The following is a 20,530-nucleotide window of genomic DNA, read 5'->3' as shown; positions in this document are numbered from 1 at the left end:
AGCATCATTTTAATGCTCGAATGAATCAATTCGATACTCATGAGCATCGTTTTAATGCTCGAATGAATCAATTCGATACTCATGAACATCATTTTAATGCTCGAATGAATCAATTCGATACTCATGAGCATCGTTTTAATGCTCGAATGAATCAATTCGATACTCATGAGCATCGTTTTAATGCCCAAAAAAAAGATTCAAGATTTAAACCTTGTCTCCAAAGCTCAAATCTTGAATCTCTAAATTTTCACAAGACAAATTTTATATCTTTCGTCTTACATCTTGCCTCTTGTATCTTGCATCTTCAAGTCTTAATTACAATAATCACGAATAGCTGCATAAGCTGCTGTGAAACCTAGTTCGCCAGCTTTACTTAAATCATTGCAACCATCAGTATCACCCAAAGAATGACGAATGATACCTCTTACATAATAAGCTTCAGAATATTTCGGATTCAAAGTAATGGCATTATTACAGTCTTGAATCGCACCTCTTTGGTCACCCATCTGAGATTTCACCATCCCACGAGTAAAGTACGCTTCTGCATAAGTAGGATTTAATGCAATTGCCTTGTTATAATCTTCAATAGCAGCTTTAGCATCACCAGACTTTGCTTTCGCCAAACCTCTGTTATAATATACTTCCGAACGCTGTGCAGTAATTTCAGACATTTTCAAACGTTCTTGCACATTGTTACGAAGCTCATCTAAAATCACTTTTGTAATCGCTCCAGTATAAACTACTTTCGTATTTTCTGTATTTCCGATAGCAATTGCTTTGTTATAATCTTCAATGGCACTCTTTGTATTACCTAATCTACTTTTTGCAAATCCACGACCATAATATGCACTCGCACTTTCAGGGTCTTGAGTAAGTGCTTGGTCGAAATCACCTAAAGCACCTTGAAAATCTTCTAATTGACATTTACTAAAACCTCTGTAATACAAAGATTCAGCATCTTCAGGCACTAATTCCAATGATTTACTATAATCAGCAATAGCACCTTTATAGTCGTTCATTTTCATTTTGCTATAAGCTCTTCCAGAATATGAACTAGCTCTTTTCGGGCTAATTTCAATAGCTCTGTTAAAGTCTTCCAAACTTCCTTTATAGTCTTCTATTTTTTGTTTAATCGTTCCACGAGAAGAAAGTCCTTGAGCATTATCAGGCGTTAAATCAAGCGTTTTATTAAAATCCGAAAGCGCTCCTTTGTAGTTTTCTAATTTTGCTTTACTGATTCCACGGATAAAATAAGCATTAGCATCAACAGGATTCAAATCAATGCTTCTGTTATAATCTTGCAAAGCACCTTTGTGGTCATCTTGACGAGCTTTACTTTGCCCTCTACCACTATAAGCCTCCGCATATTTTGGGTTCAATTCAATTGCTTTATCAAAATCGTTGATAGCACCACGATTATCTTTCAAATTGGCTTTGGTCACTCCACGGTCATAATAGGCAACAGCATCATCTGGTTTAAGGGCAATTGCTTGTGAAAAATAGCTTTGAGCCATCGCATGGTTACCAAGACGACTTTGTGTAACGCCCAAATCCATTAACTCTTGGAAAGTCTGACCCTGTGAATAACTAAAGTGGCTGATTAGCAAAAAGGCTAAGGATAAGAAAAGTAAACTCTTTTTCATAAGTAAAAACGATAAACAATTTATAATGGGTGATTTTAAGCCCACAATATTACAAATTTACTGTCAGGTTTTTTAGGCTTAATGCCTATTAGTTCAAATTTGTAATATCTTAAAATTGAATTGGGCTAAAAAAATGAAGCAAATATTAAATCAATTGTCCAATACCGAAAGTGATGACGAACAAAAGAGTCGTTAATGCCATTACTTTCAAGAAAGGGTCGATTTGTGCAGGTGTTTTTCCTTTGGCTAAACCTTTACAAATTCTGATTAGTAAAGGAACTGTCACTACAAAAAGCCAGTTCAACCAAAGTAAATTAAAGTTCTGGTCGCCAGTGCCAACGTTAAGATGAAGGTCAGTATTTTTATAACTTAAGTTGATATTAAATTCTGAATGTTCTTTTAAGGTAATAATCGTTTCATAAATTACCGTACACAAAAAACCAGTTCCTAATAAAAACCAATGGTAAATTACGGCTTTATCTTTCCCTAAACGAACAGGAATAGAGTTTTTACCCGTTTTAGTATCCGATTCTATATCACGAATATTATTAATATTCAATACTCCAACGGCAAATAAACCGCATGAAGTAGCAGGCAAAACATTCAGCCAAACAAACTCATGAGCAAACAAATAATAAGTACCCAATACACCAACCCAACCAAAGAAAATCAATACAGAAATATCGCCCAAACCCATGTAACCGTAAGGTCTTTTACCAACGGTATAAGTAATGGAAGCAATAATGGCAAGGATTCCTAAACCAAAGAAAGTAAGTATTGCTTGCGTAGAAGTATCTTTCAACCCTTCATAAATCAACCAAGAACCTGTAATAAAAGACAAAACAGCCATGACAATCATCGCTCTAGTCATTTGCTCACGAGTAATTGCTCCTGTTTGAACGGCACGAGTGGCAACGGTTCTTTCAGCAGTATCTACACCGCTGACAGTATCGCCATAATCGTTAGCGAAATTAGAAAGTACTTGCAAGAAAATGGTTGTAAGAACGGCTAAAGTGAAGGTAGTCCAAGAGAAAGCATGTGCACCAGCAGCTAAGAAACTTCCCATGAAAATACTTGAAAGGGCAAGAGGTAAAGTACGAGGTCTGGCAGCAGAAATCCAGTGTTTCATATCGTTATAAATAATGGTAAGAACCTCACCCCCAACCCTTCTCCTGTTGAGAGGGGAGCTTTTGAGCTAAAAAAGCCCCCTCTCAACAGGAGAGGGGGTTGGGGGTGAGGTTTTCTTTAAAATCTATTATAATTTGATGGCTTCTAAAAACTCTGGGCTATCAGGTTTGATTTTTGAAGCAAAGAAATGAGTTAATTCTCCTTTTTCGTTGATAACATATTTACAGAAGTTCCAAGATGGTTCTTTGTCGTTCCAACCGTTCAATGATTTAGTAGTTAACCATTGATATAAAGGACATTTACCTTCACCTTTCACTACTACTTTTGAAAACATTGGGAAAGAAACACCGTAATTTTTCTTGCAAAAAGTAGAGATTTCTTCATCAGAACCAGGTTCTTGTCCACCGAATTCATTCGCTGGGAAACCCAATACTACTACTTTGTCTTTGTTTGCTAGATAGAATTTTTCCCAATCTGCATATTGTGGTGTAAATCCACATTTAGAAGCAGTGTTCAAAATAATTACTTTTTTGCCTTTATAAATCGACAAATCTACATTTTTGCCATCTAAAGATTTCACTTTGAAATCATAAAGACCTTGCTTTGCTGGAGCTTCCATCGTTTCTGGACGAACTGCAATATCATTTTGAGTAAAAGGTACTGCTAAAGCACCCATCAATGAGCCAATTTTCAATAGTTTGAGTAACATAATTGTGATGATGATTAAGATGAAAGTTAAAATAATTTTCTTTTTCATGAAATGGCAAATGCTACATTCTGCTTGGAACATTTATTCCTAATAACGCCATTGCCTTCTTAATTGTTTCTCCAACCACACTCGAAAATGCAATTCTAAATTGCTGAGCATCCAAATCGGTCTCATTAAAGATACTTACTTCGTTATAAAAACGGTTGTAAGCCTTCGCCAAGTCGTAAGCATATTGGGCAATTAAAGACGGAGAAAGCTCTCTACCAGCATCTGCTAATTTTTTCGGGTATTCGCTCAATAAATATATTACTTCTTGTTCAGATTCGTGCAAGGTTTTGTAATTACTTGCTACGCCGATAATTCCTTGTTCATGCGCTTTTCTTAAAATCGAACAAATACGTGCATGTGTATATTGAATAAATGGCCCTGTATTTCCTTGGAAATCGATTGATTCTTCTGGGTTGAACAACATTCTTTTTTTAGGGTCAACTTTTAGTAAGAAGTATTTCAAAGCGCCCATTGCTAAAGTATGATACAGTTCTTCGGCTTCTTCTTTTGAAAAACCGTCGATTTTACCCAATTCTAAAGTACGTTCACGAGCAGTATCAGTCATTTCTTGCATTAAATCATCTGCATCAACTACTGTTCCTTCACGAGATTTCATTTTCCCAGAAGGTAAGTCAACCATCCCGTAACTTAAATGATAAGTACCATCTGAATATGGACGACCCAATTTTTTCAAAATCTTGAACAATACTTCAAAGTGATAATCTTGTTCATTACCAACCACATACACCGATTTCGACATTTTAAAATCGTTGTACTTCAAATCAGCAGTACCAATATCTTGGGTGATATATACCGAAGTACCATCTTTACGAAGTACCAATTTTTGGTCTAATCCTTCATCGGTTAAATCAATCCAAACCGAAGAATCTTCTTTTTGAAAGAAAACACCTGATTTCAAGCCTTCTTCAACTGATTTTTTACCAAGCAAATAAGTATTTGATTCACGATAGATTTTATCAAAACTTACGCCCATTTTTTGATAAGTTTGGTTGAAACCCGCAAAAACCCAATCGTTCATTTTGTTCCAAAGTGCCAAGGTTTCAGCATCGCCTTCTTCCCATTTTAAAAGCATTTCTTGGGCTTCAATTAAAAGTGGTGCTTGTTTTTTAGCATCATCTTCTGATAAACCATTCGCTTTTAAAGCTTCAATTTCTACTTTGTAATGCTTATCGAATTCTACATAATACTTTCCAACCAAATGATCGCCTTTTAATCCTGACGACTCAGGTGTTTCGCCATTTCCAAATTTTTGATAAGCCAACATCGACTTACAAATATGGATTCCTCGATCGTTTACTAAATTGGCTTTTACTAATTCATAACCATTGGCTGACAAAATCTGAGCAACCGAAAAGCCCAAGAAATTATTACGAAGGTGACCAAGGTGCAAAGGTTTGTTAGTATTTGGCGAAGAATACTCCACCATTACAGTTTCCTTTTTATCGGCTAGTTGTCCAAACTTTTTATCTTTAAAAATTCCACCGAACATATCAAGCCAAGCAGCATCAGCAATAGAAATATTTAAAAATCCTTGCACAACATTGAAAGCCTTCACCACACCCGAATTAGCCACCAAGTAATTGCCGATAGCGTTTCCCAATTCAACAGGAGATTTACGTAAAGTTTTTACATAAGGGAAAACCACAAAAGTGAAAGAACCTTCAAAATCTTTACGAGTGGGTTGAAGGGCAATATTAGATTCTTCTACGTCAAATTCAGCTTTCAAAGCCGCTGCGATGTGCTCTTGTAATATTTTTTCTAAATTCATTATTTTTATTTTTTCTTTCTTCTTTAAATATTATTTAGAAAATACTCTTCAATTTTTCATTTCATAGTATTTATTGTTTATATGTAGAAGTAACTTATTAAAAAACAAAGCTATTTTATCAAGTATTTTATTCAAGTCATTTGAAGACACTATAATCTGTTTCTCTCCACTGATTGATATACCCCCAGAATGTACAATGATATTTCTAATTTTATAAAATTTCATTATGCTCTGGTATAGTTCATCATATTCAATATCGACTTTCCCAAATACCTTAATTAGGTAGTTGTAATAACCTTCTATTTTCATAAACTTTTTTTTGCTTAGTTGCATCTCAGACTTAAACTCACTCTGAACTTTTTCACTTACATTTTTTAAGCTACTCTCAAAAAATGATGTAATAGATTGGCATAATGAGTATCCTTGTAAAATTTGTAAATTATCAATTAACATTTCATTTCGTTGATAATTATCATTATAGTGAGCAACTTTAATTTCTGTAACTTCAGTGGTAAGAATTTTATCCTTTTTCGTTTTTTCAAGAAAAATTTCTCGACTTTTAGTCAACCAAACATCACTACTACTCAATATTTGTTTTAGACAATCTAAACCTAAGTTTATTTCAAACTCAAGGTAATAGAGTTCAGTCCATATAAATTCATTATCAAAAGAATCATCAAAACTATACTTCATAGTTTAATTTAAATTTATTGTCATTTTCATTAAAACTCCATGCCTATTATAACAGATATCTAAACATCAATATTCCTAAAAGTATATGTCATCTCTACGAATCCATCCTTTTTGCTTATTCCCTTTTAGATCATAAAATTCTATAAATACAAACCTATTTTCAATTAAAACGACTTTCCCTATATCTCCAGCGATTAAGTATCTGTTTTGGATATGACTATTTAATGGTTTACTATAAAAATATGCCTTATTGTTTTTTACAATAAACTTGAGAGTGTTTGTCGATTTGTGTGTGTGTCCGAACAAAGACAAATCTCTTTCATCAACCATTTTATTATACCAATCGTCGTTTCTGTTTGTTCCATTTTTTACCCATTCATAAAAAATGTCCTTACTGGGTTTAACTTGTAAACTATTATTGGGTACAGATTTAATATTTGAAATATAATTACTTATATCTTCATCAGAAGAGATTGGTATCTTGTCAGGTATGATAGTTCCTTCTTTACCAGTGTATGGATTTGTATTACCAATTGTTGAAAAATTATCAGAATTAGTTTTATTAGGTGACGTTCTATAATATGGTTTGACATATGTCCCATTGTTACGATAATATCCGTTTACATGAACATCAGTGCTACTTTTCTTCTGAGAAAAAACATTATCACTAAGTGACATAAATAGTAACAAGTGAAAGAATAAAAGAATTTTTTTTCTCATAAAAAGTCTTCGTAAAATGCTCATATTTAACTTATTAGTTCACTTTCTTCTGTTAACAATAAATACTTTTGTTAGTATGCCAGAAACAACCCACAATCCCAAAACTATTTCCCCGTCCATTCCGAAAGACCATAAAAGAAGAGCAAATGGTCCTATCCCGAAAATCATAATTGCCAATGTTCCACTATTTAATATTGTTTTCATAATTTTTGTTATTTATTCTCCTTATGATAAAAAGTGACAATGTTCACATAATTTTCTACAAAGTTAGCCAATTTTATCTTGAGTAAACATCGGATTTTGTAACTTGTTATTCTAAATGTATTCAAGCTATGAAGTATCTACTAACTAAACTTTCGTTGTTGTTGAGGTTAAGAACAATTCATCGTTTTACTTCAATACATCAAAAAATTGCTTTTACAGGATTTCTTTCCTTTTTGTTACTTTCCCAAAACATTTTTGCACAGCTAAACCAAGTTGCTGCTATCGAAATTCCCAAGAATACTAAAACGGAAGAAACAATGACGGTTTTGCCATTAGAAAATGATGGCTTGCTGTTGACGCTCGAAAAAAATGGCATGTACAATCATGATGGTATGCAATGGACATTCCAAAAGTACGATACCGATTTTCATTTAACTTGGACTACTAATTTTTCAATGGCTTATGAGTATGAGCTTCAAATGAGTTTCCAAAACAAAGATTACTTGTTTTGGCTTTTTAGTATTCCAGAAACTCCTAAAATCAATATTGTTAGAATCGATTTAGCCAGAGGAGAAATTGATGAATTTAAAGGCGAACTACCAAGTATTATTGATTTTTCTTTCTTTAAAGTATTGAGCAATACGGCTTTTTTGGGTGGAATTTATTTTGATAAACCCATTGTTGCTTCTTTTTCATTTTTCAATCAAAAAGCTAAAGTACTCCACGGTTTGTACGATGACCGACTGGAAATTAATGCTTTGGAAATTGATGAAAAAAGAAATGAATTAAACGTTATCGTCAAAGAACGTAGAAAAGGAAAATGTGGTTTGGTAATTCAAACTTACTCTTACGAAGGCAAATCTTTGAGAACAATTCATGTGCCAGATAAAGAAGGAAACAGTTTGAGTTTTATTAGTGGAAAAATGTTGACTTTAAATGAAAAAGAATCGCTTTTGGTCGGCAATTTTTCGAATAACTGCAATGAATTTTCAAAAGGTTTATACCTTACTCGTCTGGAAGAAGGACTCGAAAAAAATACCAACATCATCAAATTTGCTGATTTGAAAAACTTTTTCAGTTTTATGTCGCCCAAGAAACAAGAAAAGCTGAAAGAAAAAATTGAACAAAAAAAGAAAGAAGGAAAAGACCCAAACTTTAGCTATAAATTACTGGTTCACAACTTATTAGAAACTAAAAAAGGAGCAGTTTTAGTTGCTGAAATTTATTATACTTTGCCTAAAAACTACAATAATTTCAATACTGTAACCCGAACTAGATTCAAGAATTATGAAAACAAAGACGATTATCGTTTTACGCACGCCGTCATTTGTGAATTTGATAAAGAAGGAAATCTTTTATGGGATAATGCCTTGGTCATGGATAATTTAGAAAGTGGTGAATTGGTAGAACAAGTACAAATTTCTAGTTTACAAGACCGCTATTTGATGGCTTATTTCAAAAAAGGCAAAGTACAAATGCAACAAATCAGGAAAAATGAAGTATTAGGAGAAATTGAAACCTTTGAAATAAAAAGTGATAGTACGCAAAAAGCCGATGAAGATGCCAATGTTGCTGCTTGGTACAATCAGAATTTTCTGGTTTGGGGAAAAAGAAAGTTAGAAGGTAATAGTCGTTTAGATGAATTACCAAGAGAAGTATTTTACCTTCGGAAACTCCATTACGTTCCACAAAAAGAGGCAAAAAGTCAATAAACGGAAAAGCTGAAATTACAATCATTCCAGTTAAGAAGGCAGAGCGAAGCTTTTTTCATACCTTTGCAAAAAATATTAATCATGTACCACGACGCCCTTCAACATTTACGCAAAGGAGATACTCTTCTTTACCCCTCTGATACTATTTGGGGTTTAGGATGTGATTCCCGCAACGAAAAAGCCGTTGAAAAACTTTATCAGCTTAAACAAAGACCTGAAAGTAAGGCTTTTATCATTTTGATTTCAAAAATCGAACAACTTTCAGAATATGTAACTGAAGTACCAGAAATTGCTTGGAATTTGGTAGAATTCGCAGAAAAGCCATTGACAGTAATTTATCCACAAGGAAAAAATCTTGCGCCTAATTTATTGGGCGAAGACGGTTCCATTGCGATTCGTTTGGTGAAAGATGAATTTTGTAAAGGTTTAGTTTACAAATTTGAACGTGCCATTGTTTCTACTTCGGCAAACCTTTCTGGAGAACCTTCTCCGCAAAAATTTGAAGACATTTCTCCGAAAATCATTGAAAATGTTGACTTCATTTTGAAGAATCCTAAAGGAGAAAATAAAAATATTCAGCCTTCACAAATTGTAAAATTAGGGCTTGGTGGTGATTTTAAATTCATCAGAAAATAAATTGCGTAGTAATTAGTAATGATGCAGTAGGCATCAGGCAAACTACATTTTTGTTAAAAAAGATAGTTTTATGCTTATTACATACAGCCTAAAGCAAGTAAAATCAATCAACAATAATACAAAGGGTAATTTGTGAGCGGTCAACCGCTGCGATTTAAATGTAGTAATCAATAAATCGCTCAATTACTTATCAATATGAATTTCGCAGAAACTTTACATACAAATCCAATTTTTAAAATTGTGGCAGATGCCGCAAAAGCCTTAAATGTACCTGCTTATGTAGTAGGTGGATTTGTGCGTGACCTTATTTTAAACCGACCTTCCAAAGATATTGACATCGTTTGTGTAGGTTCGGGCATTGAATTAGCAGAATTAGTTGCCAAAAACTCTGGCAGAGAAGATACTTACCTTTCCATTTTCAAAAATTTCGGAACGGCAATGATAAAATTAGACGATTGGGAAGTAGAATTTGTAGGAGCAAGAAGAGAATCTTACCAACGTGATTCACGCAAACCCATCGTAGAAGATGGTACTTTAGAAGACGACCAAAATCGCAGAGATTTCACCATTAATGCTATGGCGATTTCGTTGAACGATAATAATTTTGGTGAATTAATCGACCCTTTTGATGGTTTAGCAGATATTCGTAGAAAAATCATCAAAACGCCTTTAGAACCGAGTATTACTTTTTCGGACGACCCGCTCAGAATGATGCGAGCTATTCGCTTTGCTACGCAACTTAATTTTGATATTCATCCAGATACTTTTGATGCACTTATCAAGGAAAGAGAACGTATTGATATTATTTCGAAAGAACGTATTACTGATGAATTGAATAAAATCATTTTGGCAAAAAAGCCTTCTTACGGTTTTCTATTATTAGATTCTTGTGGTTTGTTAGAAAAAATTTTTCCAGAGTTCGTAAAACTAAAAGGCGTAGAAACCGAAGAAGGCAAAGGACATAAAGATAATTTTTATCATACCCTACAAGTACTTGATAACGCTTCAACCAAAACGGATGATTTATGGATTCGTTGGGCGGCCATTTTACACGATATTGCCAAACCTGCTACCAAACGTTTTGATAAAAAGCGTGGCTGGACTTTCCACGGACATGAGGAAATGGGAGCAAAATGGGTGAAAGGAATTTTCACCGAGATGCGTTTGCCCTTGAATGAAAAAATGCGTTTTGTAAAAAAATTGGTTCGTTTACATTTACGTCCAATCGCTCTTTCCAAAGAAGCCATTACCGATTCAGCACTCAGACGTTTGCTCTACGAAGCAGGCGAAGATTTAGAAGGTTTGATGATACTTTGTCGGGCAGATATTACTTCTAAAAATGGTGAAAAAGTAAAAAAATACCTCCGCAATTTCGACATCGTTGAACAGAAATTAAAAGAAGTAGAAGAAAGTGACAAATTACGTCAATTTCAGCCAGTAGTAACAGGCGAACTTATTATGGAATTATTTGGCATTAAACCATCCAAAGAAGTAGGCATCATCAAAATAGCCGTTCGTGAAGCCATTTTAGAAGGACAAATTGAAAATACTTTAGAGTCAGGCATTCCATTTGTGTTGGCAGAAGGAGCTAAATTGGGTTTGGTGGCGGTTGAGAAATAGCCACCAAAACCGAAATTCATCACAAGCAAAGACACCATTTCTGCACGAAGTTTTTATATTGTTGAAAAAAAATATCAGCAATGAACCAAAACCATTCTCGACGCAAATTTCTCCAAACTACTGCTTTGGCTGGAACAGCCCTACTGATTCCAGATACTCTTTGGGCAAGTAAATCTTCTCAAAAAAATATTGGCTTACAATTATATTCTGTCCGTGACGACATGAAAAAAGACCCTTTGGCTACTCTAAAAGCTATTGCTGAAATGGGTTATAAAAATGTAGAACATGCCAATTACATCAATCATAAATTTTATGGTTACGAACCAAAGGAGTTTCGTAAAATTATTGATGATTTAGGGCTTTCGATGCGAAGTGGTCACGTGGTGATGAAAGGAGAAGACTGGGATGCCACTAAGCAAGATTTTACTGACTCTTGGAAACAAACCGTGGAAGATGCAGCCATTCTTGGACAAAAGTATTTAATCAGTCCGTGGTTGGATATTAGTCTTCGTAGAAACTTTGAAGATTGCAAACGCTTTATGGATGTATTCAACAAAGCAGGTGAACTTTCTTTGAAATCTGGTGTGAAATTTGGCTATCATAACCATGACTTTGAATTTAGTCTTCGTCTCACGAGTGTAAAAGTGTACGACATCATTATGCAATACACTGACCCTAAATTGGTTTGCCAGCAATTAGATATTGGTAATATGTACGGTGGTGGCGGTCGTCCGATGGAATTATTGAAACAATATCCCGGTCGTTTTGAATTGATGCACGTGAAAGACGAAGTAAAAGGCGAAAAAGAGCCTTGGGAAAGTTCAATGCTTGGCAAAGGCATTATGAATGTAGCAGAAGTATTGAAAATGGCTGCCAAAACTGCTGGAACAACCGAGTACATCATCGAGCAAGAATCCTATCAAGGGCATACTCCACTGGAATCTATGAAGTATGATTTAGAATGGATTAAGAAAGTGAAGTTTTAGCAAGTATATGAGTTGAAAGTTTATGAGTCGAAACTGTATTTGTCTTCTCATAAACCTTCAACTCATAAACTCTATTATTTTTTTCCTCGAACAGCCTTAGCAATGGCTTCCCATTTTTCTTCAGATACTTCGTTTAAATCTGAGAATTCTCCTGCCCCCATTAACCACTCACCACCGTCGATTGTAATTACTTCGCCGTTAATATAAGCTGAAAAATCTGACATTAAGTAAGCTGCTAAATTCGCTAATTCTTGATGTTCACCTACTCTTTTGAGTGGAATTCTATTTTCTGGGGCTAATTTATTTGCCAACTCCTCTCCCATCGCTTCTGCTGGAAAAAGTCTTTCCCAAGCTCCTTGTGTTGGAAACGGCCCCGGAGCAATGGCATTAAAACGAATACCATACTTTGCCCCCCATTCTACAGCTAACGAGCGTGTCAAGGCTAAAACCCCAGCTTTTGCTGTTGCTGATGGCACTACATAAGCCGAACCGGTCCAAGCATAAGTAGTCACTATAGACATTACTGTTCCTTTTATTTTTTGTTCAATCCAATATTTCCCGACGGCTAAACTAAAGTTATAAGAGCCTTTTAAAACAATATCAACAACAATATCAAAAGCTTTGTGTGATAGTTTTTCGGTAGGGCTAATAAAATTACCTGCGGCATTATTTACCAAGCCATGCACAGCACCGAAATGCTCAACTGAACTTTTCAGTACATTTTCTACTTCATCATAATTTCTAGCATCACAAGCAATCGCCAATACTTTCCCTCCTGTTTCTGCTATGAGTTCCGCAGCCGTTTCGTCCAAAACTGCTTTTTTTCTTGAAGCAATTACAACGTTGGCACCCAACTCTAAAAAATATTTTGACATCGAACGCCCCAAGCCAGTTCCTCCGCCTGTTACAATAATTGTTTTTCCTCGCAAGGCTCCATCCCTTAGCATTGGTTCATTAAAATTCATAGCAATCAATTTTATACAATTTCAAGATAAAATATAATGCAATATGAATTAAATATAATTATTATGCAAGCATACCTTTGTTGAATTTATTGAACAAAGAAAAATCCTCATAAAGCATCTCGAAAGAATACTTTATGAGGATTTTAAAACCTAGAATGAAGGTTTAAGGGAAATTACTTTCCAGCAACTAAAGTTACATCTAAATTGAAAACGTCATCGATAGCTTTGTCACCGATTGATTCGAAGAATTTCTTAGAACCGTATTTCACGTTGAAATCTGTTCTGTCAACTGGAATAGAAGCAGTTGCAGTAGTTTTTCCACCAGCAGTTGTAATTTTAGCAGGGAAAGTGATTGATTTTGTGATGCCGTGTAAAGTTAAATCTCCTGTGATGTTTGCACCAGCAACTTTAGTGATTTTGAAAGTAGAAGTTGGGAATTTTTCTACTTCGAAGAAATCACCAGTTGTGATGTGACCGATGAATTTTTTGTTGTATTCAGCATCAGTGATGTCAGTACAAACGATTGATTTCATGTCGATTACAAAAGAACCACCAGTTACTTTATTTCCTGAAGTTACTAATGAACCTGAAGAAATAGCAATTGTACCTTCGTGCTGACCTGTTACTTTTTTAGCCAACCAGTGAATTTTACTTCCTTTTGTATCAACTGCTAAAGTTGTTGCTTTTTTACCTGTGTTTGGAGTACCTGCAACCGCTACGTTTACAAACAAAGCTGCTGCTAAAACGCTAAGAATAGATTTGATAGATTTCATTACTTGAATTTATTTATTGTTATTTATTAAAATTATTTATTGTTCTGATTCGGGTGGCGACTGTCTCAATTTATCCAACAAATCGCTTAATTGTAGGGCTTCACTTTCTGTTAAACCATAAAGTTGTTGCTCCCATTGTTTTTGTAATACATCTAGTTCAGCTAATAAGTCTAAACCTTTTTCAGTAATCAAAATATCAACAGCACGGCGGTCGTTCGGACATTCACGTCTTACAACCATCTCTTTCAACAAAAGCTTATCCACTAATCTTGAAGCGTTAGACATTTTATCCAACATTCTTTCAATAATTCCTATCACTGTGATAGGTTCTGGATGATGCCCTCTTAAAATTCTAAGAACGTTGTATTGCTGAAGTGTTAAATCATAAGGTTTTAAAACTTCCATTTGCAAAGTAGCCAACCAATTGTTTGTATAAACAATATTGACCATCGCTTTTGAATGGGCTGATTTAAAGCTTGCTTGTTTTATGTCTTTTTCGATGCTCATAATTTTATTACGATACAAATTTAATGTAAAAACATTTAATGTCAATACATTTAATTGTTAATTTTTTGTTAATAAGAATAACACACTGAATATCAAGTATTTAATTTCACATACTTGTCGAATCTCTCATCTTATTCAGTAAATTATGAAGTACTTTAATTTCTTCTTTCGTCAGTTTTGAGTAATTGGCTTCCCATAAAGCTACTTTTTTGTTTAATTCATCTACTAATAATAAACCTTTAGGAGTAATGGCAACGTTCATTGAACGCTTATCTATCTTTGAACGAACTTTAACAACAAGTTTTTTTTCGACTAATTTATCTACCAAACGAGAAGCATTAGACATTTTATCTAACATTCTTTCGATAATAAAATTAACCGAAACAGCATTGGGATGGCTTTCACTAAGGATTTTTAACACGAAATATTGTTTATCCGAGAGATTATAGGGCTTTAAAAGTTGTGTATAGTGATTCAATAACCAACTATCTGTGTACATCAAATTCACTGCAACTTTTTGATAAACATTCTTAAAGGACTTCTGCTTAATGTCTTTTTCAATGGACATAATCTAATCGTTTACTTAGGTTAAACTTTATACTAATTTTAAAAACGTAAGCTAATGAGATATTGTTTCGAAATGGCTTAAAACTTAGTTAACGGTCATTTTTTTACCTAAAAGGTACAATTTCAGGTGCCGAAATATCAAAATCTTTTAGTCTTAAATTATAGGTATCATTAAATGAGGCATTCAAAACTTGTATATTGGGCAGATTTGGGAAGTATGAAAATTTAATTTGGAAAGTATTAAACGTTAAATTTTCATTTCTGAGGCGTATCCCAATTCCAATACTTGTATAGGGCGTTTGCTTGAACAAAAACTCATTTTTAGGATTAATAAATGCAAAATCTGTCTGAAAAAATGGAGCAATTCTGAATCCGACAAAATTCAATTTTGAAAAAAACACTATCTGATAACCCAAACCCATTTTTTTCGTTCCCCAAAGTTTATCACTATTTACATCTAAAATTCCATTTTCACGATTAACGTTGATGAACTCTCCTGTGTAACGTTGTGTACCAAAGGCATATCGTAAATTAACAAAATGCCTGATTTGTGTACGTCTTCTAAAAGCATGAAGCGTACTGAAATAATTGGACTCAATGCTCATTCCAGTTGTACCGTTTGAGTAACCTCCAACATTTATTAATCCATACAAATAACCAGCTTTGCCAATGTACTCTCCTTTCGCAAGTTTTATTCCTGCATACCAACGACTCCCGAAAGCATCGGAATTTTCCATACCTGTTACAAAACTAGCCAAGTAACCGTAGGGAACGTCTTCCGTTAATCCGAAACCATAAATCAAAATATCACGTTTGTATTTTCTATTTGAAAAACCGATTCCAATCAAATAATCTCGGTGATTTCTATAAAGTTGATTGGTATCGGCCGTTACTTCTGGGCGTTTATCAAACCTTACATCGCTAAATCTAAGTCCGACTACAAATCTGGAACGGCTGTCTTTTCCTTTGTTCAAAAAATTTACTTTAAAGGCACGAGCCAACCAAAAATCTATAAAATCCTTTTTGATAGGAAAAAAGAAATTGGTGCTATCGTTAAGTCGGTAGGTTGTGCCATCAAAAGCCCTGAATTGCATGCGTTCATTTTCATCTTTACTTATTACTAAACCTCCTGCTAATTTCATTTCAGGTGTAAGAAAAGGACGAAAAAGCCGAAAAGCATAATGTGAAGAAGTTCTCTTCAACTCTAATTCAGCCTGACCAGTCACAAACGTTTTACCGATATAAGGAATGGTATAAGTACTGGCATATTCTAAAGCGGGTTTTTCACGGGTATTCATGAAAAAAGTATTACTCCACGAATGTCCTACGCCCCTAAAATTTACCTGTCGAACCCTGATTGAATAATTTTGTAATCCATTGGCTTCGCCATCAACAATTAAAGACCAAATATCTTGGGTAAGTACTAATAAATCTACCAAATTAGGATACTCTGGGTCGGGCAAAACCAAAATTCTGGCATCGTGCAAAATAGCACTTTGGCGCATCAAGCGCTCATTATCTCTTAATCTATCAGCATCAACAATATCACCCACATTGAATAACAAAAATGATTTTCGAATTACACTCTCTTGAGTATTCGCATGTAATGAACTCAAAAACTTTTCAAAGCCTTCCGCAATTCTAGTGGTATCAGCAATACTTTCTCCGAATACTCTCAGGCGTTTTACATAGATTTTACGAATTACTCTACCTTCATATTCTGTAAATGGATCGTCTTCAATTTTTACAATTTCTTGCCCTTGATTATTCGTATTATAAACATCTTTGAACAAGGCATGATGGATTTCTCTGAGAATTTTATTTTTAGAAAACTTCTTTTTGAGTTTAGTAAAAGTAAGGCTATCTTTTTCAGATTTCATGCTGACATCTAGTGGTGTTGCTTTTACCTTTGGAATTTCTATCCTAATTGAGTCTAAATTTTGTGCATTTGAATTGATGGGAGTAATAAAAAGTAATATACTCATGAAGAAAATAAACTTCATGAGCTGATTGACTGAATTTGAGTAAATTTGTCGAGTTTTATTCATTAATTTTAATTTCCCAAAACAAGAAATAATGCTTCAATTAACTAAACCGCTTATTCTAGCGTCCAACTCACCACGTCGCCAACAGTTATTACGAGAGGCTGGTTTTGAGTTTACTGTTAAAGTAAAAGATACCAACGAAGACTTTCCTAATACCATGCCAGCTATTGAAGTTCCCGCTTTTTTAGCCCTCAAAAAAGCAGAGGCATTCAAAGAAGAGCTTGATAATCAAATCATTCTTACTGCCGATACCATCGTGGTTGTGGATAATGATATTCTAAATAAACCCAAAGATGCTATCGAAGCAAGCTTGATGCTTAAAAAATTATCGGGTCGTCAGCACCAAGTAATTACTGGCGTTTGCGTGATGACAAAGGAAGGTACGCAAAATTTTGTCGATATTGCCAATGTTTTCTTCCGTGAATTAACGAACCAAGAAATTGAATATTACATTAAAACTTGTAAGCCTTTCGATAAAGCTGGAGCTTATGGCGTTCAAGATTTTATTGGAATGGTTGGTATTCCACGCATGGAGGGTTCATATTTTACCGTAATGGGTTTGCCCATTCACCGTGTTTATGATGCCCTTCAACCATTCTTCAAAATTCAATAAAATACTGTTTATCAAACATTTAGTTTCTGGTTCTGTAAAATACTTCATCTTTGCATAACTAGAAGCTAAAAGCTGATTTTTCTTCTTTTTCTTGACAAAATTCACCTCAAAGTACTATTTAACAATTAAATATTTCTACGTTATACCTGTGTAGCACTCTACCAAAGTACTCGCTCCTTTCTAGTACCTTCGGGTTTCCATTGACCAACCTTTTATAAACATCATGAAAAAATCAACAATACTATTCGCTCTGTTTTGGGTGATTAGCCTCTGCTCTTTTGCACAGGTCGTCACCACAATTCCTGCATTACCAAATGGAGACCAAGAAATTACCATCATCTTCAACCTTAAACTTGCCAAAGATTCTCGTGCGAAAGCTTTATTAGGCAAAACATCTGACGTTTATTTATGGTCTGGCGCAGGCACTACCGAAACGGGCGATGCCTTTCAATATCAACCTGCTGGGCAAACCAATTTTGCCCAACCTTTTGAAAAAGGAAAAATGACTTCACTAGGTAATGACCAATGGAGTATCAAAATGAAACCCAGAGAGTATTATGCAGTGCCAGTTTCATCAACCATCAAAAGACTTGGAGTATTATTAAAAAGTGGCGACGGCACTGCCCAAACCGAAGACCTCTTTGTAACAATGTACGATAATAAGCTCAATGTGGCTTTTATTCAACCTCAAGAAAAAACATTTTTTGCCAACGCTGGCAGTACAATTCCTATTGTAGCAGTGGCATCTCAAAAAGCTAATTTAAGTTTAACGGTGAATGGTAGCACTGTTGTAACGAGTATTAATAACGATTCTTTGAAGTATTCTTTGAACGTAGGGAATATTTCTGGAGCCATCCAAACTGTAAAATTTACTGCCACAAGCCTAACCGAAACATCCACTGCGGAATTTATTGTTACTGTGAAACCAACGCCAATTACTGAAGCCTTGCCAGCGGGTTTAAAAGATGGTATTAATTATATCTCTGATACAAAAGTTGCTTTGGTACTTTTTGCTCCGAAAAAAGATTTCGTTTACCTCATTGGAGACTTTAATCTATGGAAAAGTGATGCGAAGTATTTGATGAAACGTACTCCTGATGGCAATCGTTATTGGCTAGAAATTGAGGGTTTAACCAAAGGGGAAGAATATGCTTATCAGTATTTAGTAAATGGTACTTTAGCCGTTGGCGACCCATATTCTGAAAAAATACTTGACCCTAATAATGACCAATACATTACAAGTAATACTTATCCGAACTTGAAAAAGCTTCCCGAAACGGTAAAGAGTATTGCTTCTATTTTTCAGATTGGACAAACACCTTATCAATGGAAAACGACTAATTTCAAACGTCCTTCACAAGATAATTTGGTGATTTACGAATTACATATTCGTGATTTTGATACGGATGGTTCTTACAAAAATGCCATCAATAGAATTCCCTATTTAAAAACATTGGGAATCAATTGTATTGAATTAATGCCTGTGACGGAATTTACAGGGAATGATTCTTGGGGCTATAATCCAATTTATTACTTCGCTGCCGACAAAGCTTATGGTACTAGAGAAGACCTCAAGAAATTCATTGATACTTGTCATGAAAATGGTATTGCTGTGGTTCTGGACATTGTTTTCAACCAAGCAGATTATGAATTTCCTTATGTGAAAATGTATTGGGATGGCTCGCAACCTTCTACTGATTCACCATTTTTCAATCAGCAGGCAAATCATCCATTTAGCGTTTTCTTCGATTTCAATCATGAAAGCCTTAATACAAAAGCGTATGTAAATCGTGCAAATGAATTTTGGTTGAAAGAGTATAATATTGATGGTTATCGAGTGGATTTAGCCAAAGGCTTTACACAAAAAAGTTCTTCAAACGATAGTCAGTTTAGACTGTACGACCAAAGTAGAGTTGATATTTTAAAAGGATATTACGATAATATCAGAAGCTTCGATAAAGATGCTTACTTCATTCTTGAATTATTTTCAGAAGATAAAGAAGAACAAACTTTTACAGATTTGGGCATGATGGTTTGGGCGAATCTCAACGGTGAATTCAGAAATGCTGTAAAAGGAAATGCCAGTGATTTCAGCCGACTTTCTTACAAAGCTCGTGGTTTCAAAAATGCAGGAGCAATTGGTTATATGGAGAGCCACGATGAAGAAAGAGTAGCTTATGATGCTTTGAAAAACAGTAAAGCTATTTTTAGTGTAGCAACTGTGATGGAAAGAACAAAGGCGGCAGCAGCAATGTTTTTTGCGATTCCGGGACCGAAAATGGTTTGGCAATTTGGAGAATTGGGCTATGATATTTCTATCGACCAAAATGGTAGAACGGGCAAAAAACCGATTCATTGGGACTATAAAGACGATGCCGACCGAATGAAACTGTATAAAGTATTTTCGGAATTAATTAAACTAAAAACGAATCAGGAAGTATTTAAAACGAGTGATTTTCAAACGGAGCTTTCAACAACTGTTAAAAAAATTACTTTGAATTCAGCTTCTCAAAAAATACTCATGATTGCTAATTTTGATTTAGAGCAGAAGACAATCACAGATGTTTTTCCTAGTACTGGCAAATGGTACGATTTCTTTACCAATTCAGAAATCAATGTAAGCGATTTAAAAACGAAATATGTATTAGCACCTGGACAATTTCATGTATTGAGCAGCGTGGCTTTAGCCAAACCAGAAGCCAATTTAGTACCTTGGAAATTAGAAGAAGAAAGGATTTTGGCAAATGCAGAAGAACAAGAAGTTGGGATTAAAGTCTATCCAAACCCAAGTGAAGAAATCATTACGGTTGAAGTAAACACTCAACAAAAAGGAACGATATTACTTAAAATCAACAATTTATTGGGAAAACCAGTTTATGAAAGTGAACAAAAAGACGCTGGTAAAATCTATCCAATCGACATCCGACAACTTCCGCAAGGAATTTACTTATTGAATGTTAGCCAAGGCGAAAAACAATTCACGAAGAAATTCATTAAAAAATAAATTGAAATGATGTTTTGAGCGTCTTTTAGATTCTCAAGACATACATGAATTATCTCACGAGATACTTTTTTGCGGTAATTTGCGGTAATTTATATCTCACGACATACTTCAAGTATCTCGTGAGATATTTTTTTGCGGTATTTTGCGGCAATTTATATCAACGGACAT

General features: G+C 34.6%; 17 protein-coding genes. 6 read left to right on the top strand and 11 right to left on the bottom strand.

What is annotated here, in order from left to right; genetic code table 11:
- Positions 1–311 precede the first annotated feature (311 nt).
- The 6 genes from ABID42_RS06775 to ABID42_RS06750 all read right to left on the bottom strand — a co-directional run bounded on the left by ABID42_RS06775 (position 312) and on the right by ABID42_RS06750 (position 6,688).
- The gene (locus ABID42_RS06775; RefSeq protein ID WP_367282989.1) at positions 312–1,643 is read right to left on the bottom strand and encodes a tetratricopeptide repeat protein; all 1,332 of its coding nucleotides are present in this window, start codon (positions 1,641–1,643) and stop codon (positions 312–314) included.
- Positions 1,644–1,788: 145 nt separating this feature from the next.
- Positions 1,789–2,772 (bottom strand): 1,4-dihydroxy-2-naphthoate polyprenyltransferase, encoded by a 984-nt coding sequence (locus tag ABID42_RS06770; RefSeq protein WP_367282988.1) that lies wholly within the window; start codon positions 2,770–2,772, stop codon positions 1,789–1,791.
- A gap of 126 nt (positions 2,773–2,898) precedes the next feature.
- On the bottom strand, positions 2,899–3,528 hold the full coding sequence (locus tag ABID42_RS06765; protein ID WP_367282987.1) for a glutathione peroxidase: 630 nt from the start codon (positions 3,526–3,528) through the stop codon (positions 2,899–2,901).
- 13 nt (positions 3,529–3,541) lie between these two features.
- On the bottom strand, positions 3,542–5,317 hold the full coding sequence (argS, locus tag ABID42_RS06760) for an arginine--tRNA ligase (RefSeq protein WP_367282986.1): 1,776 nt from the start codon (positions 5,315–5,317) through the stop codon (positions 3,542–3,544).
- Positions 5,318–5,365: 48 nt separating this feature from the next.
- Positions 5,366–6,010: a hypothetical protein gene (locus ABID42_RS06755; RefSeq protein ID WP_367282985.1), complete on the bottom strand. Its 645-nt coding sequence runs from the start codon at positions 6,008–6,010 to the stop codon at positions 5,366–5,368.
- A gap of 75 nt (positions 6,011–6,085) precedes the next feature.
- Positions 6,086–6,688 (bottom strand): hypothetical protein, encoded by a 603-nt coding sequence (locus ABID42_RS06750; protein ID WP_367282984.1) that lies wholly within the window; start codon positions 6,686–6,688, stop codon positions 6,086–6,088.
- 374 nt (positions 6,689–7,062) lie between these two features.
- Here ABID42_RS06750 and ABID42_RS06745 point away from each other — a divergent pair, with 374 nt between their 5' ends.
- The 4 genes from ABID42_RS06745 to ABID42_RS06730 all read left to right on the top strand — a co-directional run bounded on the left by ABID42_RS06745 (position 7,063) and on the right by ABID42_RS06730 (position 11,888).
- Positions 7,063–8,646 (top strand): hypothetical protein, encoded by a 1,584-nt coding sequence (locus ABID42_RS06745; protein ID WP_367282983.1) that lies wholly within the window; start codon positions 7,063–7,065, stop codon positions 8,644–8,646.
- Positions 8,647–8,727: 81 nt separating this feature from the next.
- Positions 8,728–9,282: an L-threonylcarbamoyladenylate synthase gene (locus ABID42_RS06740; protein ID WP_323260249.1), complete on the top strand. Its 555-nt coding sequence runs from the start codon at positions 8,728–8,730 to the stop codon at positions 9,280–9,282.
- A 195-nt stretch (positions 9,283–9,477) separates the two neighbouring features.
- Positions 9,478–10,902 (top strand): CCA tRNA nucleotidyltransferase, encoded by a 1,425-nt coding sequence (locus ABID42_RS06735; RefSeq protein WP_367282982.1) that lies wholly within the window; start codon positions 9,478–9,480, stop codon positions 10,900–10,902.
- 80 nt (positions 10,903–10,982) lie between these two features.
- On the top strand, positions 10,983–11,888 hold the full coding sequence (locus ABID42_RS06730; RefSeq protein ID WP_367282981.1) for a sugar phosphate isomerase/epimerase family protein: 906 nt from the start codon (positions 10,983–10,985) through the stop codon (positions 11,886–11,888).
- A 74-nt stretch (positions 11,889–11,962) separates the two neighbouring features.
- Here the strand turns inward: ABID42_RS06730 and ABID42_RS06725 are convergent, their stop codons facing one another.
- From ABID42_RS06725 to ABID42_RS06705, 5 genes are all read right to left on the bottom strand, one after another.
- Complete coding sequence (locus tag ABID42_RS06725) at positions 11,963–12,853, bottom strand: SDR family oxidoreductase (RefSeq protein WP_367282980.1); 891 nt, start codon at positions 12,851–12,853, stop codon at positions 11,963–11,965.
- Positions 12,854–13,026: 173 nt separating this feature from the next.
- Positions 13,027–13,626 carry a YceI family protein gene (locus ABID42_RS06720; protein ID WP_323260242.1) on the bottom strand — a complete coding sequence of 200 codons (600 nt, stop codon included), beginning with the start codon at positions 13,624–13,626 and terminating at the stop codon, positions 13,027–13,029.
- Positions 13,627–13,662: 36 nt separating this feature from the next.
- Positions 13,663–14,133, bottom strand: a complete 471-nt coding sequence (locus ABID42_RS06715) for a MarR family winged helix-turn-helix transcriptional regulator (RefSeq protein WP_367282979.1) — start codon at positions 14,131–14,133, stop codon at positions 13,663–13,665.
- 106 nt (positions 14,134–14,239) lie between these two features.
- A complete protein-coding gene (locus ABID42_RS06710) occupies positions 14,240–14,701 on the bottom strand; it encodes a MarR family winged helix-turn-helix transcriptional regulator (protein ID WP_367282978.1) in 462 nt (153 codons plus the stop codon).
- 103 nt (positions 14,702–14,804) lie between these two features.
- Positions 14,805–16,685 (bottom strand): hypothetical protein, encoded by a 1,881-nt coding sequence (locus ABID42_RS06705; RefSeq protein WP_367282977.1) that lies wholly within the window; start codon positions 16,683–16,685, stop codon positions 14,805–14,807.
- 91 nt (positions 16,686–16,776) lie between these two features.
- On the opposite strand from ABID42_RS06705, the gene ABID42_RS06700 reads away from it, so the two are divergent.
- Both ABID42_RS06700 and ABID42_RS06695 read left to right on the top strand, forming a co-directional pair.
- Positions 16,777–17,358 carry a Maf family protein gene (locus tag ABID42_RS06700; RefSeq protein WP_367282976.1) on the top strand — a complete coding sequence of 194 codons (582 nt, stop codon included), beginning with the start codon at positions 16,777–16,779 and terminating at the stop codon, positions 17,356–17,358.
- Positions 17,359–17,581: 223 nt separating this feature from the next.
- Positions 17,582–20,362: an alpha-amylase family glycosyl hydrolase gene (locus ABID42_RS06695; protein WP_367282975.1), complete on the top strand. Its 2,781-nt coding sequence runs from the start codon at positions 17,582–17,584 to the stop codon at positions 20,360–20,362.
- The last annotated feature ends 168 nt before the right edge of the window (positions 20,363–20,530 follow it).

This window comes from Arcicella rosea (assembly GCF_040543805.1).
GTDB classification, from domain to species: domain Bacteria; phylum Bacteroidota; class Bacteroidia; order Cytophagales; family Spirosomataceae; genus Arcicella; species Arcicella rosea.
This window is presented reverse-complemented; position numbering and strand designations above follow the sequence as displayed.